The organism is Leclercia adecarboxylata, assembly GCF_035787115.1.
Taxonomy (GTDB): domain Bacteria; phylum Pseudomonadota; class Gammaproteobacteria; order Enterobacterales; family Enterobacteriaceae; genus Enterobacter; species Enterobacter adecarboxylatus_E.
Genome location: NZ_JALKTL010000001.1, coordinates 1,446,522 through 1,464,959 on the forward strand (window position 1 = coordinate 1,446,522; position 18,438 = coordinate 1,464,959).

The 18,438-nt window shown below is 55.6% G+C and carries 17 protein-coding genes; 8 read left to right on the forward strand and 9 right to left on the reverse strand.

The genetic code is table 11. The annotated features are described in order from the left end of the window. Nucleotides 1–11: 11 nt before the first annotated feature. The 4 genes from MXM41_RS06840 to dapA all read right to left on the reverse strand — a co-directional run bounded on the left by MXM41_RS06840 (nucleotide 12) and on the right by dapA (nucleotide 3,748). Complete coding sequence (locus MXM41_RS06840) at nucleotides 12–875, reverse strand: neutral zinc metallopeptidase (RefSeq protein ID WP_325930675.1); 864 nt, start codon at nucleotides 873–875, stop codon at nucleotides 12–14. A gap of 120 nt (nucleotides 876–995) precedes the next feature. After that, nucleotides 996–1,709 (reverse strand): phosphoribosylaminoimidazolesuccinocarboxamide synthase, encoded by a 714-nt coding sequence (gene purC, locus MXM41_RS06845; RefSeq protein WP_325930677.1) that lies wholly within the window; start codon nucleotides 1,707–1,709, stop codon nucleotides 996–998. 109 nt (nucleotides 1,710–1,818) lie between these two features. Beyond that, nucleotides 1,819–2,853: an outer membrane protein assembly factor BamC gene (bamC, locus tag MXM41_RS06850; RefSeq protein ID WP_325930678.1), complete on the reverse strand. Its 1,035-nt coding sequence runs from the start codon at nucleotides 2,851–2,853 to the stop codon at nucleotides 1,819–1,821. Nucleotides 2,854–2,869: 16 nt separating this feature from the next. Continuing rightward, nucleotides 2,870–3,748 carry a 4-hydroxy-tetrahydrodipicolinate synthase gene (gene dapA / locus MXM41_RS06855; protein ID WP_325930680.1) on the reverse strand — a complete coding sequence of 293 codons (879 nt, stop codon included), beginning with the start codon at nucleotides 3,746–3,748 and terminating at the stop codon, nucleotides 2,870–2,872. A gap of 145 nt (nucleotides 3,749–3,893) precedes the next feature. Between dapA and MXM41_RS06860 the strand changes: the two genes are divergently transcribed. Beyond that, nucleotides 3,894–4,463 (forward strand): glycine cleavage system transcriptional repressor, encoded by a 570-nt coding sequence (locus MXM41_RS06860; protein WP_325930681.1) that lies wholly within the window; start codon nucleotides 3,894–3,896, stop codon nucleotides 4,461–4,463. Continuing rightward, on the forward strand, nucleotides 4,463–4,933 hold the full coding sequence (gene bcp, locus MXM41_RS06865; RefSeq protein WP_325930682.1) for a thioredoxin-dependent thiol peroxidase: 471 nt from the start codon (nucleotides 4,463–4,465) through the stop codon (nucleotides 4,931–4,933). The genes MXM41_RS06860 and bcp overlap by 1 nt, the downstream gene beginning before the upstream one ends. Nucleotides 4,934–5,015: 82 nt before the next feature. Here bcp and MXM41_RS06870 read toward each other — a convergent pair whose 3' ends face one another. Continuing rightward, entirely contained in the window at nucleotides 5,016–6,077 is a 1,062-nt protein-coding gene (locus MXM41_RS06870; protein ID WP_325930683.1) for an AI-2E family transporter, read from the reverse strand. A 222-nt stretch (nucleotides 6,078–6,299) separates the two neighbouring features. Between MXM41_RS06870 and bepA the strand changes: the two genes are divergently transcribed. Then, entirely contained in the window at nucleotides 6,300–7,763 is a 1,464-nt protein-coding gene (gene bepA, locus MXM41_RS06875) for a beta-barrel assembly-enhancing protease (RefSeq protein WP_325930684.1), read from the forward strand. 11 nt (nucleotides 7,764–7,774) lie between these two features. Further along, nucleotides 7,775–8,134: an arsenate reductase (glutaredoxin) gene (gene arsC, locus MXM41_RS06880; RefSeq protein WP_325930686.1), complete on the forward strand. Its 360-nt coding sequence runs from the start codon at nucleotides 7,775–7,777 to the stop codon at nucleotides 8,132–8,134. A gap of 35 nt (nucleotides 8,135–8,169) precedes the next feature. Here arsC and MXM41_RS06885 read toward each other — a convergent pair whose 3' ends face one another. The 4 genes from MXM41_RS06885 to MXM41_RS06900 all read right to left on the reverse strand — a co-directional run bounded on the left by MXM41_RS06885 (nucleotide 8,170) and on the right by MXM41_RS06900 (nucleotide 12,634). Beyond that, on the reverse strand, nucleotides 8,170–8,871 hold the full coding sequence (locus MXM41_RS06885; protein ID WP_325930873.1) for a DnaA inactivator Hda: 702 nt from the start codon (nucleotides 8,869–8,871) through the stop codon (nucleotides 8,170–8,172). Nucleotides 8,872–8,966: 95 nt separating this feature from the next. Then, nucleotides 8,967–10,256, reverse strand: coding sequence for a uracil permease (gene uraA, locus MXM41_RS06890; RefSeq protein WP_325930688.1), 1,290 nt, complete (start codon nucleotides 10,254–10,256; stop codon nucleotides 8,967–8,969). Nucleotides 10,257–10,350: 94 nt separating this feature from the next. Beyond that, on the reverse strand, nucleotides 10,351–10,977 hold the full coding sequence (gene upp, locus MXM41_RS06895) for a uracil phosphoribosyltransferase (protein ID WP_106994631.1): 627 nt from the start codon (nucleotides 10,975–10,977) through the stop codon (nucleotides 10,351–10,353). Nucleotides 10,978–11,203: 226 nt separating this feature from the next. Beyond that, nucleotides 11,204–12,634, reverse strand: coding sequence for a 6-phospho-beta-glucosidase (locus MXM41_RS06900; RefSeq protein ID WP_325930693.1), 1,431 nt, complete (start codon nucleotides 12,632–12,634; stop codon nucleotides 11,204–11,206). 279 nt (nucleotides 12,635–12,913) lie between these two features. On the opposite strand from MXM41_RS06900, the gene purM reads away from it, so the two are divergent. The 4 genes from purM (at nucleotide 12,914) to ppx (ending at nucleotide 18,435) form a co-directional block, all read left to right on the forward strand. Continuing rightward, nucleotides 12,914–13,951: a phosphoribosylformylglycinamidine cyclo-ligase gene (purM, locus tag MXM41_RS06905; protein ID WP_325930694.1), complete on the forward strand. Its 1,038-nt coding sequence runs from the start codon at nucleotides 12,914–12,916 to the stop codon at nucleotides 13,949–13,951. Next, on the forward strand, nucleotides 13,948–14,589 hold the full coding sequence (gene purN, locus MXM41_RS06910; protein ID WP_325930695.1) for a phosphoribosylglycinamide formyltransferase: 642 nt from the start codon (nucleotides 13,948–13,950) through the stop codon (nucleotides 14,587–14,589). Before purM ends, purN begins: the two co-directional genes overlap by 4 nt. A gap of 240 nt (nucleotides 14,590–14,829) precedes the next feature. Next, nucleotides 14,830–16,890 (forward strand): polyphosphate kinase 1, encoded by a 2,061-nt coding sequence (gene ppk1, locus MXM41_RS06915; RefSeq protein WP_325930697.1) that lies wholly within the window; start codon nucleotides 14,830–14,832, stop codon nucleotides 16,888–16,890. A gap of 3 nt (nucleotides 16,891–16,893) precedes the next feature. After that, complete coding sequence (ppx, locus tag MXM41_RS06920) at nucleotides 16,894–18,435, forward strand: exopolyphosphatase (protein ID WP_325930698.1); 1,542 nt, start codon at nucleotides 16,894–16,896, stop codon at nucleotides 18,433–18,435. The last annotated feature ends 3 nt before the right edge of the window (nucleotides 18,436–18,438 follow it).

Genomic DNA, 18,438 nt, shown 5'->3' on the forward strand with positions numbered 1-18,438 from the left:
GACATTAAGAATTAAAGCGCCTTGCCGAAGGTATTACATTGCGCCGGATCGCCGCCGTCAAAACCTTTTTTGAACCAGCTGTAGCGCTGTTCCGAGGTGCCGTGCGTAAAGCTGTCTGGCACCACCCGCCCCTGGCTTTGCTGCTGCAGACGGTCATCGCCAATGGCATGCGCGGCATTGAGGGCCTCCTCCAGATCCCCCGCCTCCAGCACGCCTTCCTGCTGCATACTGTGGCCCCATACACCGGCGAAGCAGTCGGCCTGCAGCTCCATACGCACCGACAGGGCGTTGACCTCTTTCTCGCTGGCATTCTGCTGGAGCTGACGTACTTTAGGTTCAATACCGAGCAGTTTTTGCACGTGGTGGCCCACTTCGTGGGCGATGACGTAGCCCTGGGCAAAGTCACCGTCGGCGCCCAGCTTGCGTTTCATATCATCGTAGAAGGAGAGATCGATATAGACTGTCGCATCGGCAGGGCAGTAAAAGGGCCCCATCACCGATTGTCCGGTACCGCAACCGGTACGCGTGGCACCGCGATACATCACCAGCTTCGGCTGCTGGTAGGTACGGCCCATTTTGTCGAACAGCTGGCCCCAGGTATCTTCCGTCGTGGCGAGGATCACCGAGGTGAATTTTGCCGCTTCGTCTTCACTCGGGCTGATGGAGCGCGGCGTTTGCTGCTGTTGCTGCACTGGCTGCCCGGTTAATAATCCGCTCAGGTCAACGCCGTAGTAGCCTGCCACCACCACCACCAGCAGAAGGACAATACCGCCCTTTCCGCGAGGTAAACGAAACCCCGGACCGCCCATTGATGGGCCGCCGCCACTACGTCTGTCTTCAACATTGTCGCTTTCGCGACGTCCTTGCCAACGCATAACCACCTCGAAAATATCATCCTAATAATAGGTAGATCGTAGGCGGTTCAGGGGAGAATTACCACAGGAAACAAGGGTGAGATGCCAGAGGAACAGGCGCTCCTCTGGCTGAAAGCAGGATTAATCGAGCTTCACGCCCAGGCGGTGGGCCACGGCTTCGTACGCTTCAATCACGCCACCGAGGCTCTGACGGAAACGGTCTTTGTCCATTTTATCTAGCGTCTCTTTGTCCCACAGGCGGCTGCCGTCCGGGGAGAACTCATCGCCCAGCACCACTTCGCCTTTGAACAGACCGAACTCCAGTTTGAAATCGACCAGGATCAGGCCCGCGTCATCAAAGAGTTTTTTCAGCACGTCGTTGGCTTTGAAGGTCAGCTCCTGCATGCGCGCCAGGTTCTCTTTGCTCACCCAGCCAAAGGTTTCGCAGTAAGACTCGTTGACCATGGGATCGTGCATGGCGTCGTTTTTCAGGAACAGGTCGAACAGCGGCGGGTTAAGCTCGATGCCCTCTTCGATGCCCAGACGCTTCACCAGAGAGCCCGCGGCGCGGTTACGTACGACACATTCTACCGGCACCATATCCAGCTTTTTCACCAGACACTCCGTATCGGACAGCAACGCTTCCATCTGCGTCGGGATGCCCGCTTCTTCCAGCTTGCTCATAATAAAGTGGTTGAACTTGTTGTTCACCATCCCCTTACGGTCAAACTGTTCAATGCGCGCGCCGTCTCCTGCTGACGTATCATTGCGGAACTCGAGCACCAACAGATCCGGGTTTTCCGTGCTGTATACGGTTTTCGCTTTGCCACGATACAACTCAGCTTGCTTCTGCATCTTCATTACTCCTGGTGTGATGATATGTGTTCAAAACTGGAGATATTATGCCACGCACACGTTTGCGTAGCACTAAAATTAAAAGGGCTGGATTTACCAGCCCTCTTTTTTACTTACTGAATGCCGCCTGTAGGACAGCGACCAGCGCATCGTTCTGCGACTGGGTCAGGGTGTGACCTTTCGGATCGATAAACTGCAGGCTGCTACGGTTATCCAGATCGCCGACCTGAAGCTTGTAATCACCAGAAGCCAGACCCGGATCGCTTACGCCCAGCTCTTCCCAGCTGCTGTCGGACAGCGGCTTGTAAGTCAGCGCCATACTGCCGGTTGAGCGGGTGCTGTCGGTGACCTTCATGCCGACGCGCTCAAGGGTGGCAGGCAGACGCTGCCAGACCTGATTGAACGGACCACGCACCACCAGCATTGGCAGACCGGTATCGTCGGCAGCGCTCTGCACGTCGAAGGTCGAACCATTGCGGCTCTGCGCGGCATTGGCAGCGTCAGTGGCATTTTTGTCGAGACCTGCAGCAATAACGTTAAGCAGCTCGGTGCTGTAACGCTGCATTGATGCCGCGTCGGCAACCGGTTTGCCCGCCTGCTCCAGGTTTATGAGTTTAACCACCACCGCCTGCTGGTAACCCTGAGGTTTAACAGAGACTTGATAGCGTCCACGGTACTGTTGATCTTCATCCAGACGGCTCCATTCGATCCAGTCTGTCGTCAGCGACTGGCTGGCGTCGTCGCGCTGGGTAATGGCGTAGTTCTTTGACTGAAGCACGCTGACTACCTGCGGCCACAGCGTGGCATTGCGCGCGCTCTCAACCTGCAGCGTCGCGGTATCGCCGGTGAACTGAGTACGCGCTCCGCTCACCAGCGCCAGAGGCTGTGCAGGCGGACGAATATCAAGCGCTTTGCCTACCGCGCCGCTACCGTTGGCGACCGGAATGTTGTAGTCGCCATTCTGTATCGGCAGGATCATGCCAGCAGGCGCATGAAGTTCAGCAAGCGGCGCGGCATCCAGATAGGATTCGTCACCGCTCACCTGACGCTTGTAGCGTGAATCTGAGCTACAGGCCGCGAGCAGCATAACAAGCGAAACACCCGCAACCTTCGCCAGGCGCGACTTCTGTACTGAGTAAGCCATCAAATCTCCCTAAACTTTACAGCAGACCGGCATGCTTCAGCGCCGCAGCGACCGTTTCACGACCGTGGTCGGTAATCGGGGTCATCGGCAGACGCAGCGTATCGGTCGCTACAAGTCCCAACTCCTTGCATGCCCATTTCACTGGGATCGGATTGGGTTCGACAAATAATTTGTTGTGCAGCGGCATCAGACGCTGGTTAATCACGCGCGCTTCCTGGAAATGACCGGCCGCGGCCAGTTTACACATTTCAGCCATATCGCGGGCTGCAACGTTAGAAGTCACGGAAATCACGCCGTGGCCACCAAGCTGCATAAAGTCCATCGCGGTCGCATCATCGCCACTCAGCAGAATAAAGTCGTCTGAAACCAGCTCTTTGATCTGATGAACGCGGCTTAAGTTCCCGGTCGCCTCTTTAATACCGATAATATTTTTTACTTTCGCGAGGCGGCCTACCGTTTCTGGCAGCATATCGCAGCCGGTGCGCGACGGCACATTATACAGAATTTGTGGCAAGTCAGTATGTTCAGCGATGGCTTTGAAATGCTGGAACAGACCTTCCTGGGTCGGACGGTTGTAATAAGGCGTGACCGTCAGACAACCTACCACACCGCTGTCGTTGAAGCGCTGGGTCAGGCTGATGGCTTCAGCGGTCGCGTTGGCGCCCGTACCGGCAATAACCGGGATACGCCCGTCAGCCAGCTCCAGCGTCATCAACACCACTTCGCCATGCTCTTCGTGGCTCAACGTAGCAGATTCACCGGTAGTTCCTACCGAAACAATCGCCGAGGTTCCGCTGGCGACATGATAATCAATCAGTTTCTTCAGGCTTGACCGGCAGACATTACCTTTCTCATCCATCGGTGTTACAAGCGCGACAATACTTCCCGTGAACATGGGCCATCCTCTGTGCGTACAAGAGCCTCAATGGTACGTTTGGTGCTGTAATAAAAGCAAGCGACGTGAGGCCTCCAGGTTATTGTATGCCGGTTTTTTTTATGCTTTCCTTAGAAAGACTAAACCACGCAAAGGAAGAACAGGTTTGACAACCTCATCACAACATTACCTGGTAATCACTGCGCTGGGTGCCGACAGGCCGGGGATCGTAAACACCATAACACGCCACGTCAGCAGCTGCGGCTGCAACATTGAAGACAGCCGCCTGGCGATGCTGGGTGAAGAGTTCACCTTCATCATGCTGCTTTCCGGGTCGTGGAATGCGATCACCTTAATTGAGTCGACCCTGCCGTTAAAAGGCGCAGAGCTGGATCTGCTGATCGTGATGAAGCGCACCACCGCGCGCCCGCAGCCGGCCCTGCCTGCGACCGTGTGGGTCCAGGTAGAAGTGCCTGACTCCCCGCATTTAATTGAACGTTTTACCGCCCTGTTTGACAGCCACCAGATGAATATCGCCGAACTGGTCTCGCGTACTCAGCCGGGCGAAGCAGACACCGTACCTAAACTGTTTATTCAAATCACCGCGCACAGCCCGGCGTCACGCGATGCCTCAAATATCGAGCAAGCGTTCAAAGCCCTCTGTACAGAACTGAATGCGCAAGGCAGTATTAACGTCGTCAATTATTCCCAGCATGAACAGGATGGAGTTGAGTAATGAATCCACTGAAAGCCGGTGACATCGCACCGAAATTTAGCTTGCCCGATCAAGACGGTGAGCAAGTAAATTTAACCGACTTCCAGGGACAGCGTGTACTGGTCTATTTCTACCCGAAAGCCATGACCCCAGGCTGTACCGTACAGGCCTGCGGCTTACGCGATAACATGGACGAGTTAAAAACTGCCGGCGTCGAAGTGCTGGGTATCAGCACCGACAAGCCAGAAAAGCTGTCTCGTTTCGCTGAAAAAGAGCTGCTTAACTTCACGCTGCTTTCCGATGAAGATCACCAGGTTTGCAACGCGTTTGGCGTCTGGGGTGAGAAATCCTTTATGGGTAAAACCTATGATGGTATCCACCGTATCAGTTTCCTGATCGATGCCGACGGTAAAGTTGAGCATGTCTTTAACGACTTCAAAACCAGCAATCACCACGACGTGGTGCTGGCGTGGGTGAAAGCGAACGCCTGAGTCGGCTTCTGCGCTTGTTTCGCCGGGTGGCGCTACGCTTACCCGGCCTACAAACCTCACAGGCCCGCTTCCGGGCAACAGGCTACTCCTCTACCGCAGGCACATCCGGCCAGGCATGCACCACCGCTTTGATCAGCGTCGCCAGCGGGATCGCGAAGAATACGCCCCAGAATCCCCATAATCCGCCAAAAATCACCACCGACAGAATAATGACCAGCGGATGCAGATTCACCGCTTCCGAGAACAGCACCGGTACCAGCAGGTTGCCGTCCAGCCCCTGGATGATCAGGTAGACGATAAAACAGCTCCAGAACTCCGTGCCCAGACCAAACTGGAACAGCGCCACGCCCACCACCGGAATGGTGACCACAAACGCCCCGATATAGGGGATCAGCACCGAGAAGCCGACCAGCACCGCCAGCAGCAGCGAATAGTTGAGGCCAAAGATTAAAAAGCCAATCCAGGTGGCTATCCCAACGACAATCATCTCCAGCACTTTGCCGCGGATGTAGTTGGTGATCTGCTGGTTCATCTCCTTCCATACCTGCCCTGCCAGCCCACGGTTGCGCGGCAGGACGCGACGCACCGCGTTAAGCATCTGCTCTTTGTCCTTAACCAGGAAGAAGACCATTAGCGGCACCAGCACCAGATAGACCGCCAGCGTCAGCAGGCCGACCAGCGACGCGAGGGAGAATTTCACCACCGTGTCCCCCATCGTCATGATGCGGGTGCGCATGTTCTCTGCCATCGCGTCGATGATGCCCGCATCCATCAGGGCCGGATAACGGCGCGGCAGGGTGGCGGCAAAATCGGACAGTTTGCTGAGCATCCCCGGCATATCGCGGATCAGGTTAATCCCCTGTTGCCAGGCGATCGGCATCACCACGAAAGACATCACCATCAATATCCCGACAAAAAAGACCAGTACGATGATGCTGGCCCAGCGGCGGGAGCAGCCAATATTTTCCAGCCGGACGGTGGGCCACTCCAGCAGATAGGCGAGCACAATCGCCACCAGCAGCGGCGCCAGCAGCCCGCTAAAGAAAAAGAGGATGCCAAATCCGGCGACCAGAATAACCAGCAAAGCAATGGCCTCAGGATCGCTAAAGCGTCGGCGGTACCACTGCATTAATAACTCGAGCATACAACCCTTACCTGAAGATGATGGCTGGACGTAAAGTGTGAATTGTATCGAAGAGTCAATGAAAAGACTTTCGCTTTTTCTTGCTCTGTCACAAAACGCAAAAGCCTGAAAAGAGGGATTTTCTTATCGCCCTGACGCGAATACACTTGCAGAGCAGCCGCAGATGAACGATATGCGGGTTCTTCGGTCAAACTAGCACACCCACCAGACAGGACAGAGGTTATGTTCAGGCAGTTGAAAAAAACGTTAGTTGCGACGCTCATCGCTGCGCTGACCGCTGGCCAGATGATGCCCGCCTTCGCTGACTCTACAGACTCATTGCCGGATATGGGCACCTCGGCAGGAAGCACGCTCTCCATTGGTCAGGAGATGCAAATGGGCGACTTCTATGTACGCCAGCTGCGCGGCAGTGCGCCGCTGATTAACGATCCGTTGCTGGTGCAGTATATCAATTCTCTGGGGATGCGCCTTGTCTCGCACGCGAACTCGGTAAAGACCCCTTTCCACTTCTATTTAATCAATAACGACGAGATCAACGCCTTCGCCTTCTTCGGCGGCAACGTGGTGCTGCATTCGGCGTTATTCCGCTATGCCGATAACGAAAGCCAGCTGGCCTCGGTAATGGCGCACGAAATTTCCCACGTCACACAGCGCCACCTGGCGCGAGCGATGGAAGATCAGAAGCGTAGCGCCCCATTAACCTGGGTAGGTGCGCTGGGTTCTATTTTGCTGGCAATGGCCAGCCCACAGGCGGGTATGGCGGCGCTGACCGGTACGCTGGCGGGCACGCGTCAGGGGATGATCAGCTTTACCCAGCAGAACGAACAGGAGGCCGACCGCATCGGTATTCAGGTGCTACAGCGCTCCGGGTTTGACCCGCAGGCAATGCCGGGTTTCCTCGAAAAATTACTCGATCAGGCGCGTTACTCCTCTCGTCCGCCGGAAATTTTGCTTACCCACCCCCTGCCGGAAAGCCGTCTTTCGGATGCGCGCAACCGCGCCAACCAGATGCGTCCGGTGGTGGTCCAGTCCTCGCAGGAATTCTATATGGCGAAGGTCAGAACCCTCGGCATGTACAACTCCGGGCGTAACCAGCTGACCAACGATCTGCTGGATGCCCTGAATAAAGGCAACGTGCGTGAACAGCGTGCCGCCCAGTATGGCCGTGCGCTACAGGCGATGGAAGCCAGCAACTATGCTGAGGCCCGCAAGAACCTGCAGCCGCTGCTGGCCGCCGATTCCGCCAATGCCTGGTATCTGGATCTGGCGACGGATATCGATTTAGGGCAGAAAAAAGCCCAGGATGCGATTAACCGTCTGAAAGGCGCCCGCGAACTGCGCAATAACCCGGTACTGCAACTTAACCTGGCGAATGCTTACTTACAGGGTGGGCAGCCGCAGGAAGCCGCCACGCTGCTCAACCGCTATACCTTCAGTAATAAAGACGATCCTAACGGTTGGGATCTGCTGGCTCAGGCGGAAGCGGCGCTCGGCCATCGCGATCAGGAGCTGGCTGCCCGCGCCGAAGGTTATGCCCTTGCCGGACGCCTGGATCAGGCCATCTCCCTGCTCAGCAGCGCCAGCTCGCAGGTGAAACTCGGCAGCCTGCAACAGGCCCGGTACGATGCCCGCATTGACCAGTTGCGCCAGCTGCAGGAGCGCTATCGCCCGTATGAAAAGATGTAAAAGGAGAAAAGATGTCTGACGCAGTCACGATCTACCATAACCCTCGCTGCTCAAAGAGCCGCGATACCTTAAGCCTGCTGAAGTCCAACGGCATTGAACCGCGGGTAGTGCTCTATCTGGAAACACCGCCGGACGCCGACACCCTCCGCACCCTGCTGAGCCAGCTGGGCATGACCAGCGCCAGGGAATTAATGCGTCAGAAAGAAGACTTGTATACCACGCTTGGGCTGAAGGATAGCCATCTCAGCGAAGCCGAGTTGATTCAGGCGATGGTGGATAATCCGAAGCTGATCGAGCGCCCGATAGTGGTGGCTAACGGCCAGGCCCGGATTGGTCGCCCACCTGAACAGGTGCTTGAGATTGTGAACTAAACATGAAGTTGCCCGGTAGCGTAGATGCGCCGGGCCTACAGATTAAGGATGTCTTTCACAAAGGGAATGGTTAACTTACGCTGGGCCGTAATAGAAGCCTTGTCCAGCTGATCGAGAGTCATAAACAGCGTACGCATCTCGCGATCCAGACGCTTTAACAGAAAACGCCCGACGTCTTCCGGCAGTTCAAATCCCCGTAACCGCGCCCGCAATTGCAGAGCCTGCAGTTTATCTTCGTCGGAGAGCGGCTGTAATTTGTAGATTTGCCCCCAGTCGAGGCGCGAGGCGAGATCGGCCAACCCCAGGTTCAGCTGACGCGGCGGCCGATCGCCGGTGATAAGCAGTCGGGTTTTGCCGGATTCCAGTATGCGGTTATAGAGATTAAAAATCGCCATTTCCCACAGCTCATCGCCCGCCACGCATTCAATATTGTCAATGCAGACCAGCGACAGCTGTTCCATCCCATCCAGCACTTCCGGCACAAACCAGGTGCGTTTATCCAGCGGCACATAGCCGACCGCATCGCCACGCTGGGAGAGTTCAGCACAGGCGGCGTGCAGCAAATGGCTGCGCCCCGCGCCTTCGCGCGACCAGATATAGATGTAACCGCTGTGATCCTGGCGCAACACGTTTTGCAGTGCAGCCAGTAAAGAGGGGTTATCACCCGGCCAGAAACTCGCGAAAGTTTCATCGTCGGGAAGATAAAGTGGCAAAGAGAGCTGTGCCGGTGCGTTCAGAAATACCTCAACCAGGTCTTACTCAGAATCGGCCCAGAGTTTAACACGGAACAAGCGGGGAGAGAACCGGGCGGATCGACCGCCCGGTTGGACGATCAATGAGAGATTTTTTCGCTATCTTCGGCGTCCAGCACCACTTCTTCCGGGCGCAGAACAGAGATCAGCTTAAAGATCAGGCTCAGGCCAATACCGACGATGGTCGCCAGTGCCATGCCTTTCAGCTCCGCAGCACCAATGTGAACCTTGGCGCCGCTGACGCCAATAATCAGGATCACCGAGGTCAGAATCAGGTTCTGCGCTTTGCTGTAATCGACTTTTGATTCGATCAGCACGCGGATACCGGATGCACCGATTACCCCATACAGCAGCAGAGAGACACCGCCCATCACCGGTACCGGGATGATCTGGATAGCCGCCGCCAGCTTACCGACGCAGGAGAGCAGAATAGCGATAATCGCCGCGCCGCCGATAACCCAGGTACTGTAGACGCGGGTGATAGCCATCACGCCAATGTTCTCACCGTAGGTGGTATTTGGCGTCGAGCCAAAGAAACCGGAGATGATGGTCGAAAAACCGTTGGCAAACATTGAGCGGTGCAGGCCTGGATCGCGGATCAGATCGCGCTTAACGATGTTCGCCGTGACCACCAGGTGACCGACGTGCTCGGCAATCACCACCAGCGCCGCGGGCAGAATGGTGAAGATTGCGAACCACTCAAAACGCGGGGTATAGAAGGTTGGCAGAGCAAACCAGTGCGCCTGCGCGATAGGGGTGGTATCCACAACGCCCATCGCGAAGGAAAGCGCATAGCCCGCCAGTACCCCGATCAGGATCGGGATAATCGCCATAAACCCGCGGAACAGCACCGAGCCAAAGACCGTCACCCCCAGGGTCACCAGCGAGATGATAATGGTTTTGGTATCCGGGGCCTGGCCATCGGCCGGCAGCAGGCCCGCCATGTTCGCCGCGACACCGGCTAACTCAAGCCCGATGACGGCAACGATTGCGCCCATTGCCGCAGGCGGGAACATCACATCCAGCCAGCCGGTACCCGCTTTTTTGACAATGAAAGAGACCAGGCAGAACAGCACGCCGCACATAATAAAACCGCCCAGCGCCACTTCGTAACCTAACGGCAACAGCAGCAGGACCGGCGAGATAAAGGCAAAGCTGGAGCCCAGGTAGGCCGGGATTTTACCTTTACAGATAAAGAGATACAGCAGCGTCCCGATACCATTAAACAGCAGCACGGTGGCCGGGTTAATGTGGAACAGAATGGGCACCAGCACGGTTGCGCCAAACATCGCAAACAGGTGCTGCAAACTAAGCGGGATAGTCTGTAAAAGTGGCGGTCTTTCACTCACCCCGATAGCACGGCGCGTCATAGAATCTTCCTCAAGTGTTGTTTGTTTTAAGCGGTTGGGTTTTTTATTCAAAAAAAAGCCGACTATCAAAGTCGGCTTCTTTTTCGTTATTTACTTATTTAGTACCAAAAATCTTATCGCCGGCGTCGCCGAGGCCCGGGATGATGTACCCGTGCTCGTTCAGACCCTGATCGACAGAGGCGGTGTAGAGCTCAACGTCCGGGTGCGCTTTTTCCAGCGCGGCAATACCTTCCGGCGCGGCAACCAGCACCAGCACCTTGATGCTGCTGCAGCCCGCATTTTTCAGCAGGTCGATGGTGGCGATCATAGAACCACCGGTCGCCAGCATTGGGTCAACAACCAGCGCCATACGCTCGTCGATGTTGGACACCAGCTTCTGGAAATAAGGTACCGGCTCCAGCGTCTCTTCGTCACGGTAGATGCCGACCACGCTGATGCGCGCGCTCGGAACGTGTTCCAGCACGCCTTCCATCATGCCCAGACCGGCACGCAGGATTGGCACAACGGTAATTTTTTTGCCTTTGATCTGCTCAACCTGTACCGGGCCGTTCCAGCCTTCGATGGTGACCGTTTCGGTTTCAAGGTCGGAGGTTGCTTCGTAGGTCAGTAAGCTGCCAACTTCGGAGGCAAGTTCACGAAAGCGCTTAGTGCTGATGTCATGCTCACGCATCAGGCCCAGCTTGTGTTTAACGAGTGGGTGTTTCACTTCCACAATCTTCATTCTCTTTCTCCTTCGGGTGGCAGCCACAAAAAAAATCGCCGGATTATACCGCTTTTTTCAGACAGCGCCATACCCATCTTGCTTGACGCTGATCAAGCAAAGTGATTTAGAGACAAAAAAGCCGGAGACTGGGCTCCGGCTTGAGTGCGGGATCTGCCCGGTGGCGCTACGCTTACGCGGGCCTACGTGTAGTGTAGGCCGGGTAAGCGTTAGCGCCACCCGGCAACTAAAGGTTATCTCCGTTGCTGGCGATGACCTTCTGATACCAGGCAAACGACTTTTTCTTGCTGCGATTCAGCGTGCCGTTGCCTTCATTGTCTTTATCGACATAGATAAAGCCATAGCGTTTTTTCATTTCGCCGGTTCCGGCAGAGACCAGATCGATACAGCCCCACGGGGTGTAGCCCATCAGATCCACGCCATCTTCCACCACCGCTTTTTTCATCTCACGGATATGGGCGCTGAGATAGTCAATGCGGTACTGGTCGTTGACCGTACCGTCGCTCTCCTGCACATCGATGGCCCCAAATCCGTTCTCAACGATAAACAGCGGCAGCTGGTAATGATCCCAGAACCAGTTCAGAGAGTAGCGCAGCCCCACCGGGTCAATCTGCCAGCCCCAGTCCGATTTTTGTACATACGGGTTAGAGACCAGGCTTTTACTTTCGTCGTAATCCAGCTGCGGGTTGTCTTGCGTCGCTTTGGTGGCAAACGACATGTAATAGCTGAAGCCGATGTAGTCCACGCAGCCCGCTTTCAGCGCCGCTTTGTCCTCTTCGGTGATATCCAGCGCAAAACCGCGACGGGCAAAGTAGTTAAGCAGATGCTGCGGATAGCTGCCGCGCACGTGCACGTCGGTGAACCAGTAGCGGCGGTGCATGGCGTTCATCGCCATCATCATATCGTTCGGGGCGCAGGTCAGCGGGTAGATTGGACACATAGCGATCATGCAGCCAATGTGCAAAGACGGGTTGATCTCGCGCCCGGCTTTTACCGCCAGGGCGCTCGCCACCAGCTCGTAGTGCGCCGCCTGGAACATCACCGGCTCGCGATTTTCACCCGGCTGGTATTTCAGTCCGGAGTTGGTAAATGGGGCGAAATCTTCGTGGAAGTTAGCCTGGTTGTTAATCTCGTTGAAGGTCATCCAGTACTTCACTTTGTGCTGGTAGCGTTCGAACACCACGCGGGCAAAGCGCACAAAGAAGTCGATCAGCTTGCGGTTACGCCAGCCGCCGTACTCTCTCACCAGGTGATAAGGCATTTCGAAGTGCGAGAGCGTGATCACCGGCTCAATGCCGTGCTTCAGGCACTCATCAAACAGATCGTCATAAAACTGTAAGCCCGCCTCATTAGGCTGCTGCTCATCGCCTTTCGGGAAAATACGCGTCCAGGCAATGGAGGTGCGGAAGCATTTAAAGCCCATTTCGGCGAAAAGCTGGATATCGTCTTTATAACGATGATAAAAGTCGATGGCTTCATGGTTGGGGTAGTTTTTGCCTGGCAGCACGCCGTCGGTAATTTCACGGGGGACGCCGTGTGCGCCAGCGGTCATCACGTCCGCAACGCTCGCGCCCTTCCCGCCCTCCTGCCAGCCGCCTTCAAGTTGATGCGCCGCCACCGCGCCGCCCCACAGAAAACCCTCTTTGAATCCTGACATACGATATCCCTCATTTAGCGTTAATTATCGGCAAAAAAGAGCACAGAAACCGGTTTCAGTGAAATGATGTGCATTCAACGACAGGGTTGCAAGAATAAGAATGTACCCGGTTTCATTTTCGTGAACGGGATCAGGTTTGTGCGTTAAGGTGCGATTTTGGCTGGATTTTCAGGGGCGCGATTATCTGTTGCAGAATGGGCTCGCAAACGTTTGCCTGGACTGTTAGAATTGCGCCGATTTTTCTTACTATCGCAATGCAATCGCGTGGGGACTTGAGCCGTGACCAACAAAACTTCTCTCAGCTACAAAGATGCCGGTGTTGATATTGACGCAGGTAATGCGCTGGTTGACCGTATCAAAGGTGTGGTGAAAAAGACCCGCCGCCCGGAAGTGATGGGAGGTCTGGGAGGATTCGGCGCACTGTGCGCGCTGCCGCAAAAATACCGTGAACCGGTTCTGGTCTCCGGCACCGACGGCGTGGGCACCAAGCTGCGTCTGGCGATGGATCTGAAACGCCACGACACTATCGGTGTGGACCTGGTCGCGATGTGCGTGAATGACCTGGTGGTTCAGGGCGCTGAGCCGCTGTTCTTCCTCGACTATTACGCGACCGGCAAACTGGACGTTGATACCGCAGCCAGCGTGATCAGCGGTATCGCCGAAGGCTGTCTGCAGTCTGGCTGTGCGTTGGTTGGCGGCGAAACCGCTGAAATGCCGGGCATGTACCACGGCGAAGATTACGATGTTGCCGGCTTCTGCGTGGGCGTTGTCGAAAAATCTGAGATCGTTGACGGCAGCAAAGTGACCGATGGCGACGTGCTGATCGCGCTGGCCTCAAGCGGCCCTCACTCTAACGGCTACTCCCTGGTACGCAAAATCGTTGAAGTGAGCGGCTGCGACCCTCTTACCACCGAGCTGGAAGGCAAGCCGCTGGCCGATCACCTGCTCGAACCCACCCGTATTTACGTGAAATCGGTGCTTGAGCTGATTGAGAAAGTAGACGTTCACGCTATCGCCCACCTGACCGGTGGCGGCTTCTGGGAAAACATTCCGCGCGTGCTGCCGGACAACACCCAGGCGGTGATCGACGAATCTTCCTGGCAGTGGCCTGCGGTATTTAACTGGCTGCAGGATGCCGGTAACGTCAGCGATCATGAAATGTATCGCACCTTCAACTGCGGCGTGGGGATGATTATCGCCCTGCCGGCAAGCGAAGTGGACAAAGCCCTGGCGCTGCTGCAGGCGAAAGGTGAAAACGCGTGGAAAATCGGTATCATCAAGGCTTCTGATTCCGAACAGCGTGTGGTCATTGAATGAAAAATATAGTGGTGCTCATTTCCGGTAACGGAAGTAATTTGCAGGCTATCATTGATGCCTGCAAACAGAAGAAAATTAATGGCACCCTCCGCGCAGTATTCAGTAACAAGGCCGACGCGTACGGCCTTGAGCGTGCCCGCGAAGCGGGCATTGCCGCGCATGCGCTCAGCGCTTCCCAGTTTGCCAGCCGCGAGGCTTTTGACCGCGAGCTGGTACAGGAGATCGACGCCTATGCCCCCGACGTGGTGGTGCTTGCAGGGTATATGCGTATCCTCAGCCCGGCGTTTGTCGCGCACTATGCCGGACGTCTGTTGAATATTCACCCCTCCCTGTTGCCAAAGTATCCCGGCCTGAACACCCATCGTCAGGTGCTGGATAACGGCGACGAAGAGCACGGCACCTCGGTCCATTTCGTCACCGACGAACTGGATGGCGGCCCGGTCATTCTGCAGGCGAAAGTGCCGGTATTTGCAGGCGACAGCGAAGAGGATGTCACCGCCCGGGTGCAGACTCAGGAGCACGCCATCTACCCGCTGGTGGTCAGCTGGTTCGTTGACGGTCGTCTTGAGATGCGCGATGGCGCCGCCTGGCTGGATGGCGCGCCGTTACCCCCGCAAGGACATGCAGCGGAAGAGTAGTTTTTTGCCGGGTGACGCGCGGCGATCCCGGCCTACAAAATTGCCTTACTCCGTAGGCCCGTGCAAGCTAAGCGCGGCCGGGCAACAAGCCTGCACCATAGCAACTTCTTAAAATCCCTCAAAAAAAAATTTAACTGTCATACTTTTCTGGCACAGTTGGACATATAGTGGAAATGCTCGCCATAATAAGAGCGAGACGGATTTACCACGTCCTGTGATTGAACTGGAGTGTGAGTAGTAATGGGTCAGGAAAAGTTATACATCGAAAAAGAGTTAAGCTGGTTAGCATTCAACGAGCGCGTGCTTCAGGAAGCGGCGGATAAAAGTAACCCGCTGATTGAGCGCATGCGTTTTCTGGGGATTTACTCCAATAACCTGGACGAGTTCTATAAAGTTCGCTTCGCTGAACTGAAACGGCGGATCATCATTAGTGAAGAGCAGGGTTTAAATTCGAACTCGCGCCATCTGCTTGGCAAGATCCAGTCCCGCGTGCTGAAAGCCGATCAGGAGTTTGACAGCCTGTATAACGAATTGCTGCTGGAGATGGCACGCAATCAAATCTTCCTGATCAACGAGCGCCAGCTCTCGGTCAACCAGCAGAGCTGGCTGCGGCACTATTTCAAACAGTATCTTCGCCAGCACATCACCCCGATCCTGATTAACCGCGAAACCGATCTGGTGCAGTTCCTGAAAGATGACTACACCTATCTGGCGGTAGAGATTATCCGCGGCGACAGCATCCACTATGCGCTGCTGGAGATCCCGTCGGACAAAGTACCGCGCTTCGTCAATCTGCCGCCGGAAACGCCGCGGCGCCGCAAGCCGATGATCCTGCTGGATAACATTCTGCGCTACTGCCTGGACGACATCTTCAAAGGCTTCTTCGACTACGATGCGCTGAACGCTTATTCCATGAAGATGACCCGCGACGCCGAGTACGATCTGGTGCATGAGATGGAGGCCAGCCTGATGGAGCTTATGTCATCCAGCCTCAAGCAGCGTCTGACGGCGGAGCCCGTACGCTTTGTCTACCAGCGCGATATGCCAGATGCCATGGTCGAAATGCTGCGCGAGAAGCTGACCATCTCCCGCTATGATTCCATCGTGCCGGGCGGTCGCTATCACAACTTCAAGGACTTTATCGGCTTCCCGAACGTCGGCAAAGCCAACCTGGTGAACAAACCGCTGCCGCGCCTGCGCCATATCTGGTTCGATAAGTTCCGCAACGGCTTCGACGCCATACGCGAGCGCGACGTCCTGCTTTACTATCCGTACCATACCTTTGAGCACGTGCTGGAACTGATGCGTCAGGCATCGTTCGATCCCAACGTGCTGGCGATTAAAATCAACATCTACCGCGTGGCAAAAGATTCTCGCATCATCGATGCGATGATCCATGCCGCCCACAACGGCAAGAAAGTGACCGTGGTCGTGGAGCTGCAGGCGCGTTTCGATGAAGAGGCTAACATCCACTGGGCCCGCCGCCTGACAGAAGCGGGCGTACACGTGATCTTCTCGGCGCCGGGGCTGAAAATCCACGCCAAGCTGTTCCTTATCTCCCGTAAGGAGGGCGATGAGGTGGTGCGTTATGCCCACATCGGCACCGGTAACTTCAATGAAAAAACCGCGCGCATTTACACCGACTATTCGCTGCTGACCGCCGATGCGCGGATCACCAATGAGGTGCGTCGGGTATTTAACTTCATTGAAAACCCGTATCGCCCGGTCAGCTTCGACTATCTGCTGGTCTCCCCGCAGAACTCCCGTCGTCTGCTGTATGACATGATCGACAAAGAGATCGCTAATGCGCAAAATGGTCTGCCGGCTGGCATTACGCTGAAGCTAAACAACCTGGTCGATAAAGGACTGGTGGATCGCCTGTATGCCGCCTCCAGTTCAGGCGTGATAGTCAATCTGTTGATCCGCGGCATGTGCTCGTTGATCCCCGATCTTGAAGGGATCAGTGAAAATATTCGCGTCATTAGCATCGTTGACCGCTACCTTGAACACGATCGCATCTATATTTTTGAGAACGGTGGCGATAAACGCGTCTACCTCTCTTCTGCCGACTGGATGACGCGTAACATCGATTACCGGATAGAAGTGGCAGCACCGCTGCTCGATCCGCGACTGAAGCAACAAATTCTTGATATCATTGACTTATTGTTAAGCGATACTGTAAAAGCACGTTATGTCGATAAAGAACTGAGTAACCGCTATGTGCCGCGCGGCAATCGCCGTAAAGTGCGGGCACAGCTGGCGATTTACGACTATATCAAATCACTCGAGCAACCCGATTAACCTATGCCGATAAACGACAAGACCCCACGACCGCAGGAGTTTGCTGCGGTCGACCTTGGCTCTAACAGCTTCCACATGGTCATCGCCCGTGAGGTGGATGGCGCAATGCAGATCATCGGTCGTCTGAAGCAGCGCGTGCACCTGGCTGACGGCCTGGGTGCGGACAATATGCTCAGCGAAGAGGCGATGGAGCGCGGACTCAACTGCCTGTCGCTGTTTGCCGAACGTTTGCAGGGTTTCACGCCGTCGAGCGTCTGCATTGTCGGCACCCATACCCTGCGCCAGGCATCAAACGCGACGGAATTTTTAAAGCGCGCGGAAAAGGTGATCCCCTACCCTATCGAGATCATTTCGGGTAACGAAGAAGCCCGTCTGATTTTTATGGGGGTCGAACATACGCAACCCGAAAAAGGCCGCAAGCTGGTGATTGATATCGGCGGCGGCTCTACGGAGCTGGTGATCGGCGAAAATTTTGAACCGCACCTGGTCGAAAGTCGCCGAATGGGCTGCGTCAGTTTTGCCCAGCTTTACTTCCCGGGCGGAGTTATCAGCCGGGAAAACTTCCAGCGCGCGCGGATGGCCGCCGTACAAAAACTTGAGTCCCTCGCCTGGCAGTACCGTCTGCAGGGCTGGAACGTGGCGCTTGGCGCCTCGGGCACGATCAAAGCGGCGCATGAAGTGCTGGTGGAGATGGGCGAGAAAGATGGCTTTATTACCCCTGAGCGTCTGACCATGCTGATGGAAGAGGTGATTAAGCACAAGAGCTTTAATGCCCTGAGCCTGCCGGGCCTGTCCGAAGAGCGCAAAGCGGTGTTTGTTCCGGGTCTGGCAATCCTGTGCGGCGTCTTCGATGCCCTGGCCATTCGTGAACTGCGTCTCTCTGACGGCGCGCTGCGCGAAGGAGTGTTGTATGAGATGGAAGGCCGCTTCCGTCACCAGGATATTCGCAGCCGTACCGCCCAGAGCCTGGCCAATCAGTACAATATTGATCGTGAACAGGCAAAGCGCGTACTGGAAACCACGACCCATATGTATGAGCAGTGGGAAACCCAGAACCCGAAACTGGCTCATCCGCAGCTGGCAGCGCTGCTCAAATGGGCAGCGATGCTGCATGAAGTAGGGCTCAACATCAACCACAGCGGAATGCACCGCCATTCGGCCTATATCCTGCAGAACAGCGACCTGCCTGGCTTCAGCCAGGAGCAGCAGTCCATGATGGCCTCACTGGTTCGCTATCATCGTAAAGCCGTGAAGCTGGACGATATGCCACGCTTTACGCTGTTCAAGAAAAAACAGTTTATGCCGCTGATCCAGCTTTTACGTTTGGGCGTGCTGCTGAATAACCAGCGCCAGGCGACCACAACGCCGCCAACGCTGACGCTCACCACGGACGACAACCACTGGACACTGAGCTTCCCGCACGACTGGTTTAGCCAGAACGCGCTGGTGTTGCTGGATCTGGAAAAAGAGCAGCAGTACTGGAACGCCGTCACCGGCTGGTGCCTCAAAATTGAAGAAGAACGCTCGCCGACCGTCGCCGCATAACCC

Bases quoted from the DNA above. Each gene is read 5' to 3' on its own strand.
- uraA (WP_325930688.1), bottom strand. From the start codon at position 10,256: ATGACGCGCCGTGCTATCGGGGTGAGTGAAAGACCGCCACTTTTACAG.
- MXM41_RS06870 (WP_325930683.1), bottom strand. From the start codon at position 6,077: ATGCTCGAGTTATTAATGCAGTGGTACCGCCGACGCTTTAGCGATCCT.
- ppk1 (WP_325930697.1), top strand. From the start codon at position 14,830: ATGGGTCAGGAAAAGTTATACATCGAAAAAGAGTTAAGCTGGTTAGCA.
- purC (WP_325930677.1), bottom strand. From the start codon at position 1,709: ATGCAGAAGCAAGCTGAGTTGTATCGTGGCAAAGCGAAAACCGTATAC.
- arsC (WP_325930686.1), top strand. From the start codon at position 7,775: ATGTCTGACGCAGTCACGATCTACCATAACCCTCGCTGCTCAAAGAGC.
- dapA (WP_325930680.1), bottom strand. From the start codon at position 3,748: ATGTTCACGGGAAGTATTGTCGCGCTTGTAACACCGATGGATGAGAAA.
- purN (WP_325930695.1), top strand. From the start codon at position 13,948: ATGAAAAATATAGTGGTGCTCATTTCCGGTAACGGAAGTAATTTGCAG.
- bamC (WP_325930678.1), bottom strand. From the start codon at position 2,853: ATGGCTTACTCAGTACAGAAGTCGCGCCTGGCGAAGGTTGCGGGTGTT.
- MXM41_RS06840 (WP_325930675.1), bottom strand. From the start codon at position 875: ATGCGTTGGCAAGGACGTCGCGAAAGCGACAATGTTGAAGACAGACGT.
- bcp (WP_325930682.1), top strand. From the start codon at position 4,463: ATGAATCCACTGAAAGCCGGTGACATCGCACCGAAATTTAGCTTGCCC.
- upp (WP_106994631.1), bottom strand. From the start codon at position 10,977: ATGAAGATTGTGGAAGTGAAACACCCACTCGTTAAACACAAGCTGGGC.
- bepA (WP_325930684.1), top strand. From the start codon at position 6,300: ATGTTCAGGCAGTTGAAAAAAACGTTAGTTGCGACGCTCATCGCTGCG.
- ppx (WP_325930698.1), top strand. From the start codon at position 16,894: ATGCCGATAAACGACAAGACCCCACGACCGCAGGAGTTTGCTGCGGTC.
- MXM41_RS06900 (WP_325930693.1), bottom strand. From the start codon at position 12,634: ATGTCAGGATTCAAAGAGGGTTTTCTGTGGGGCGGCGCGGTGGCGGCG.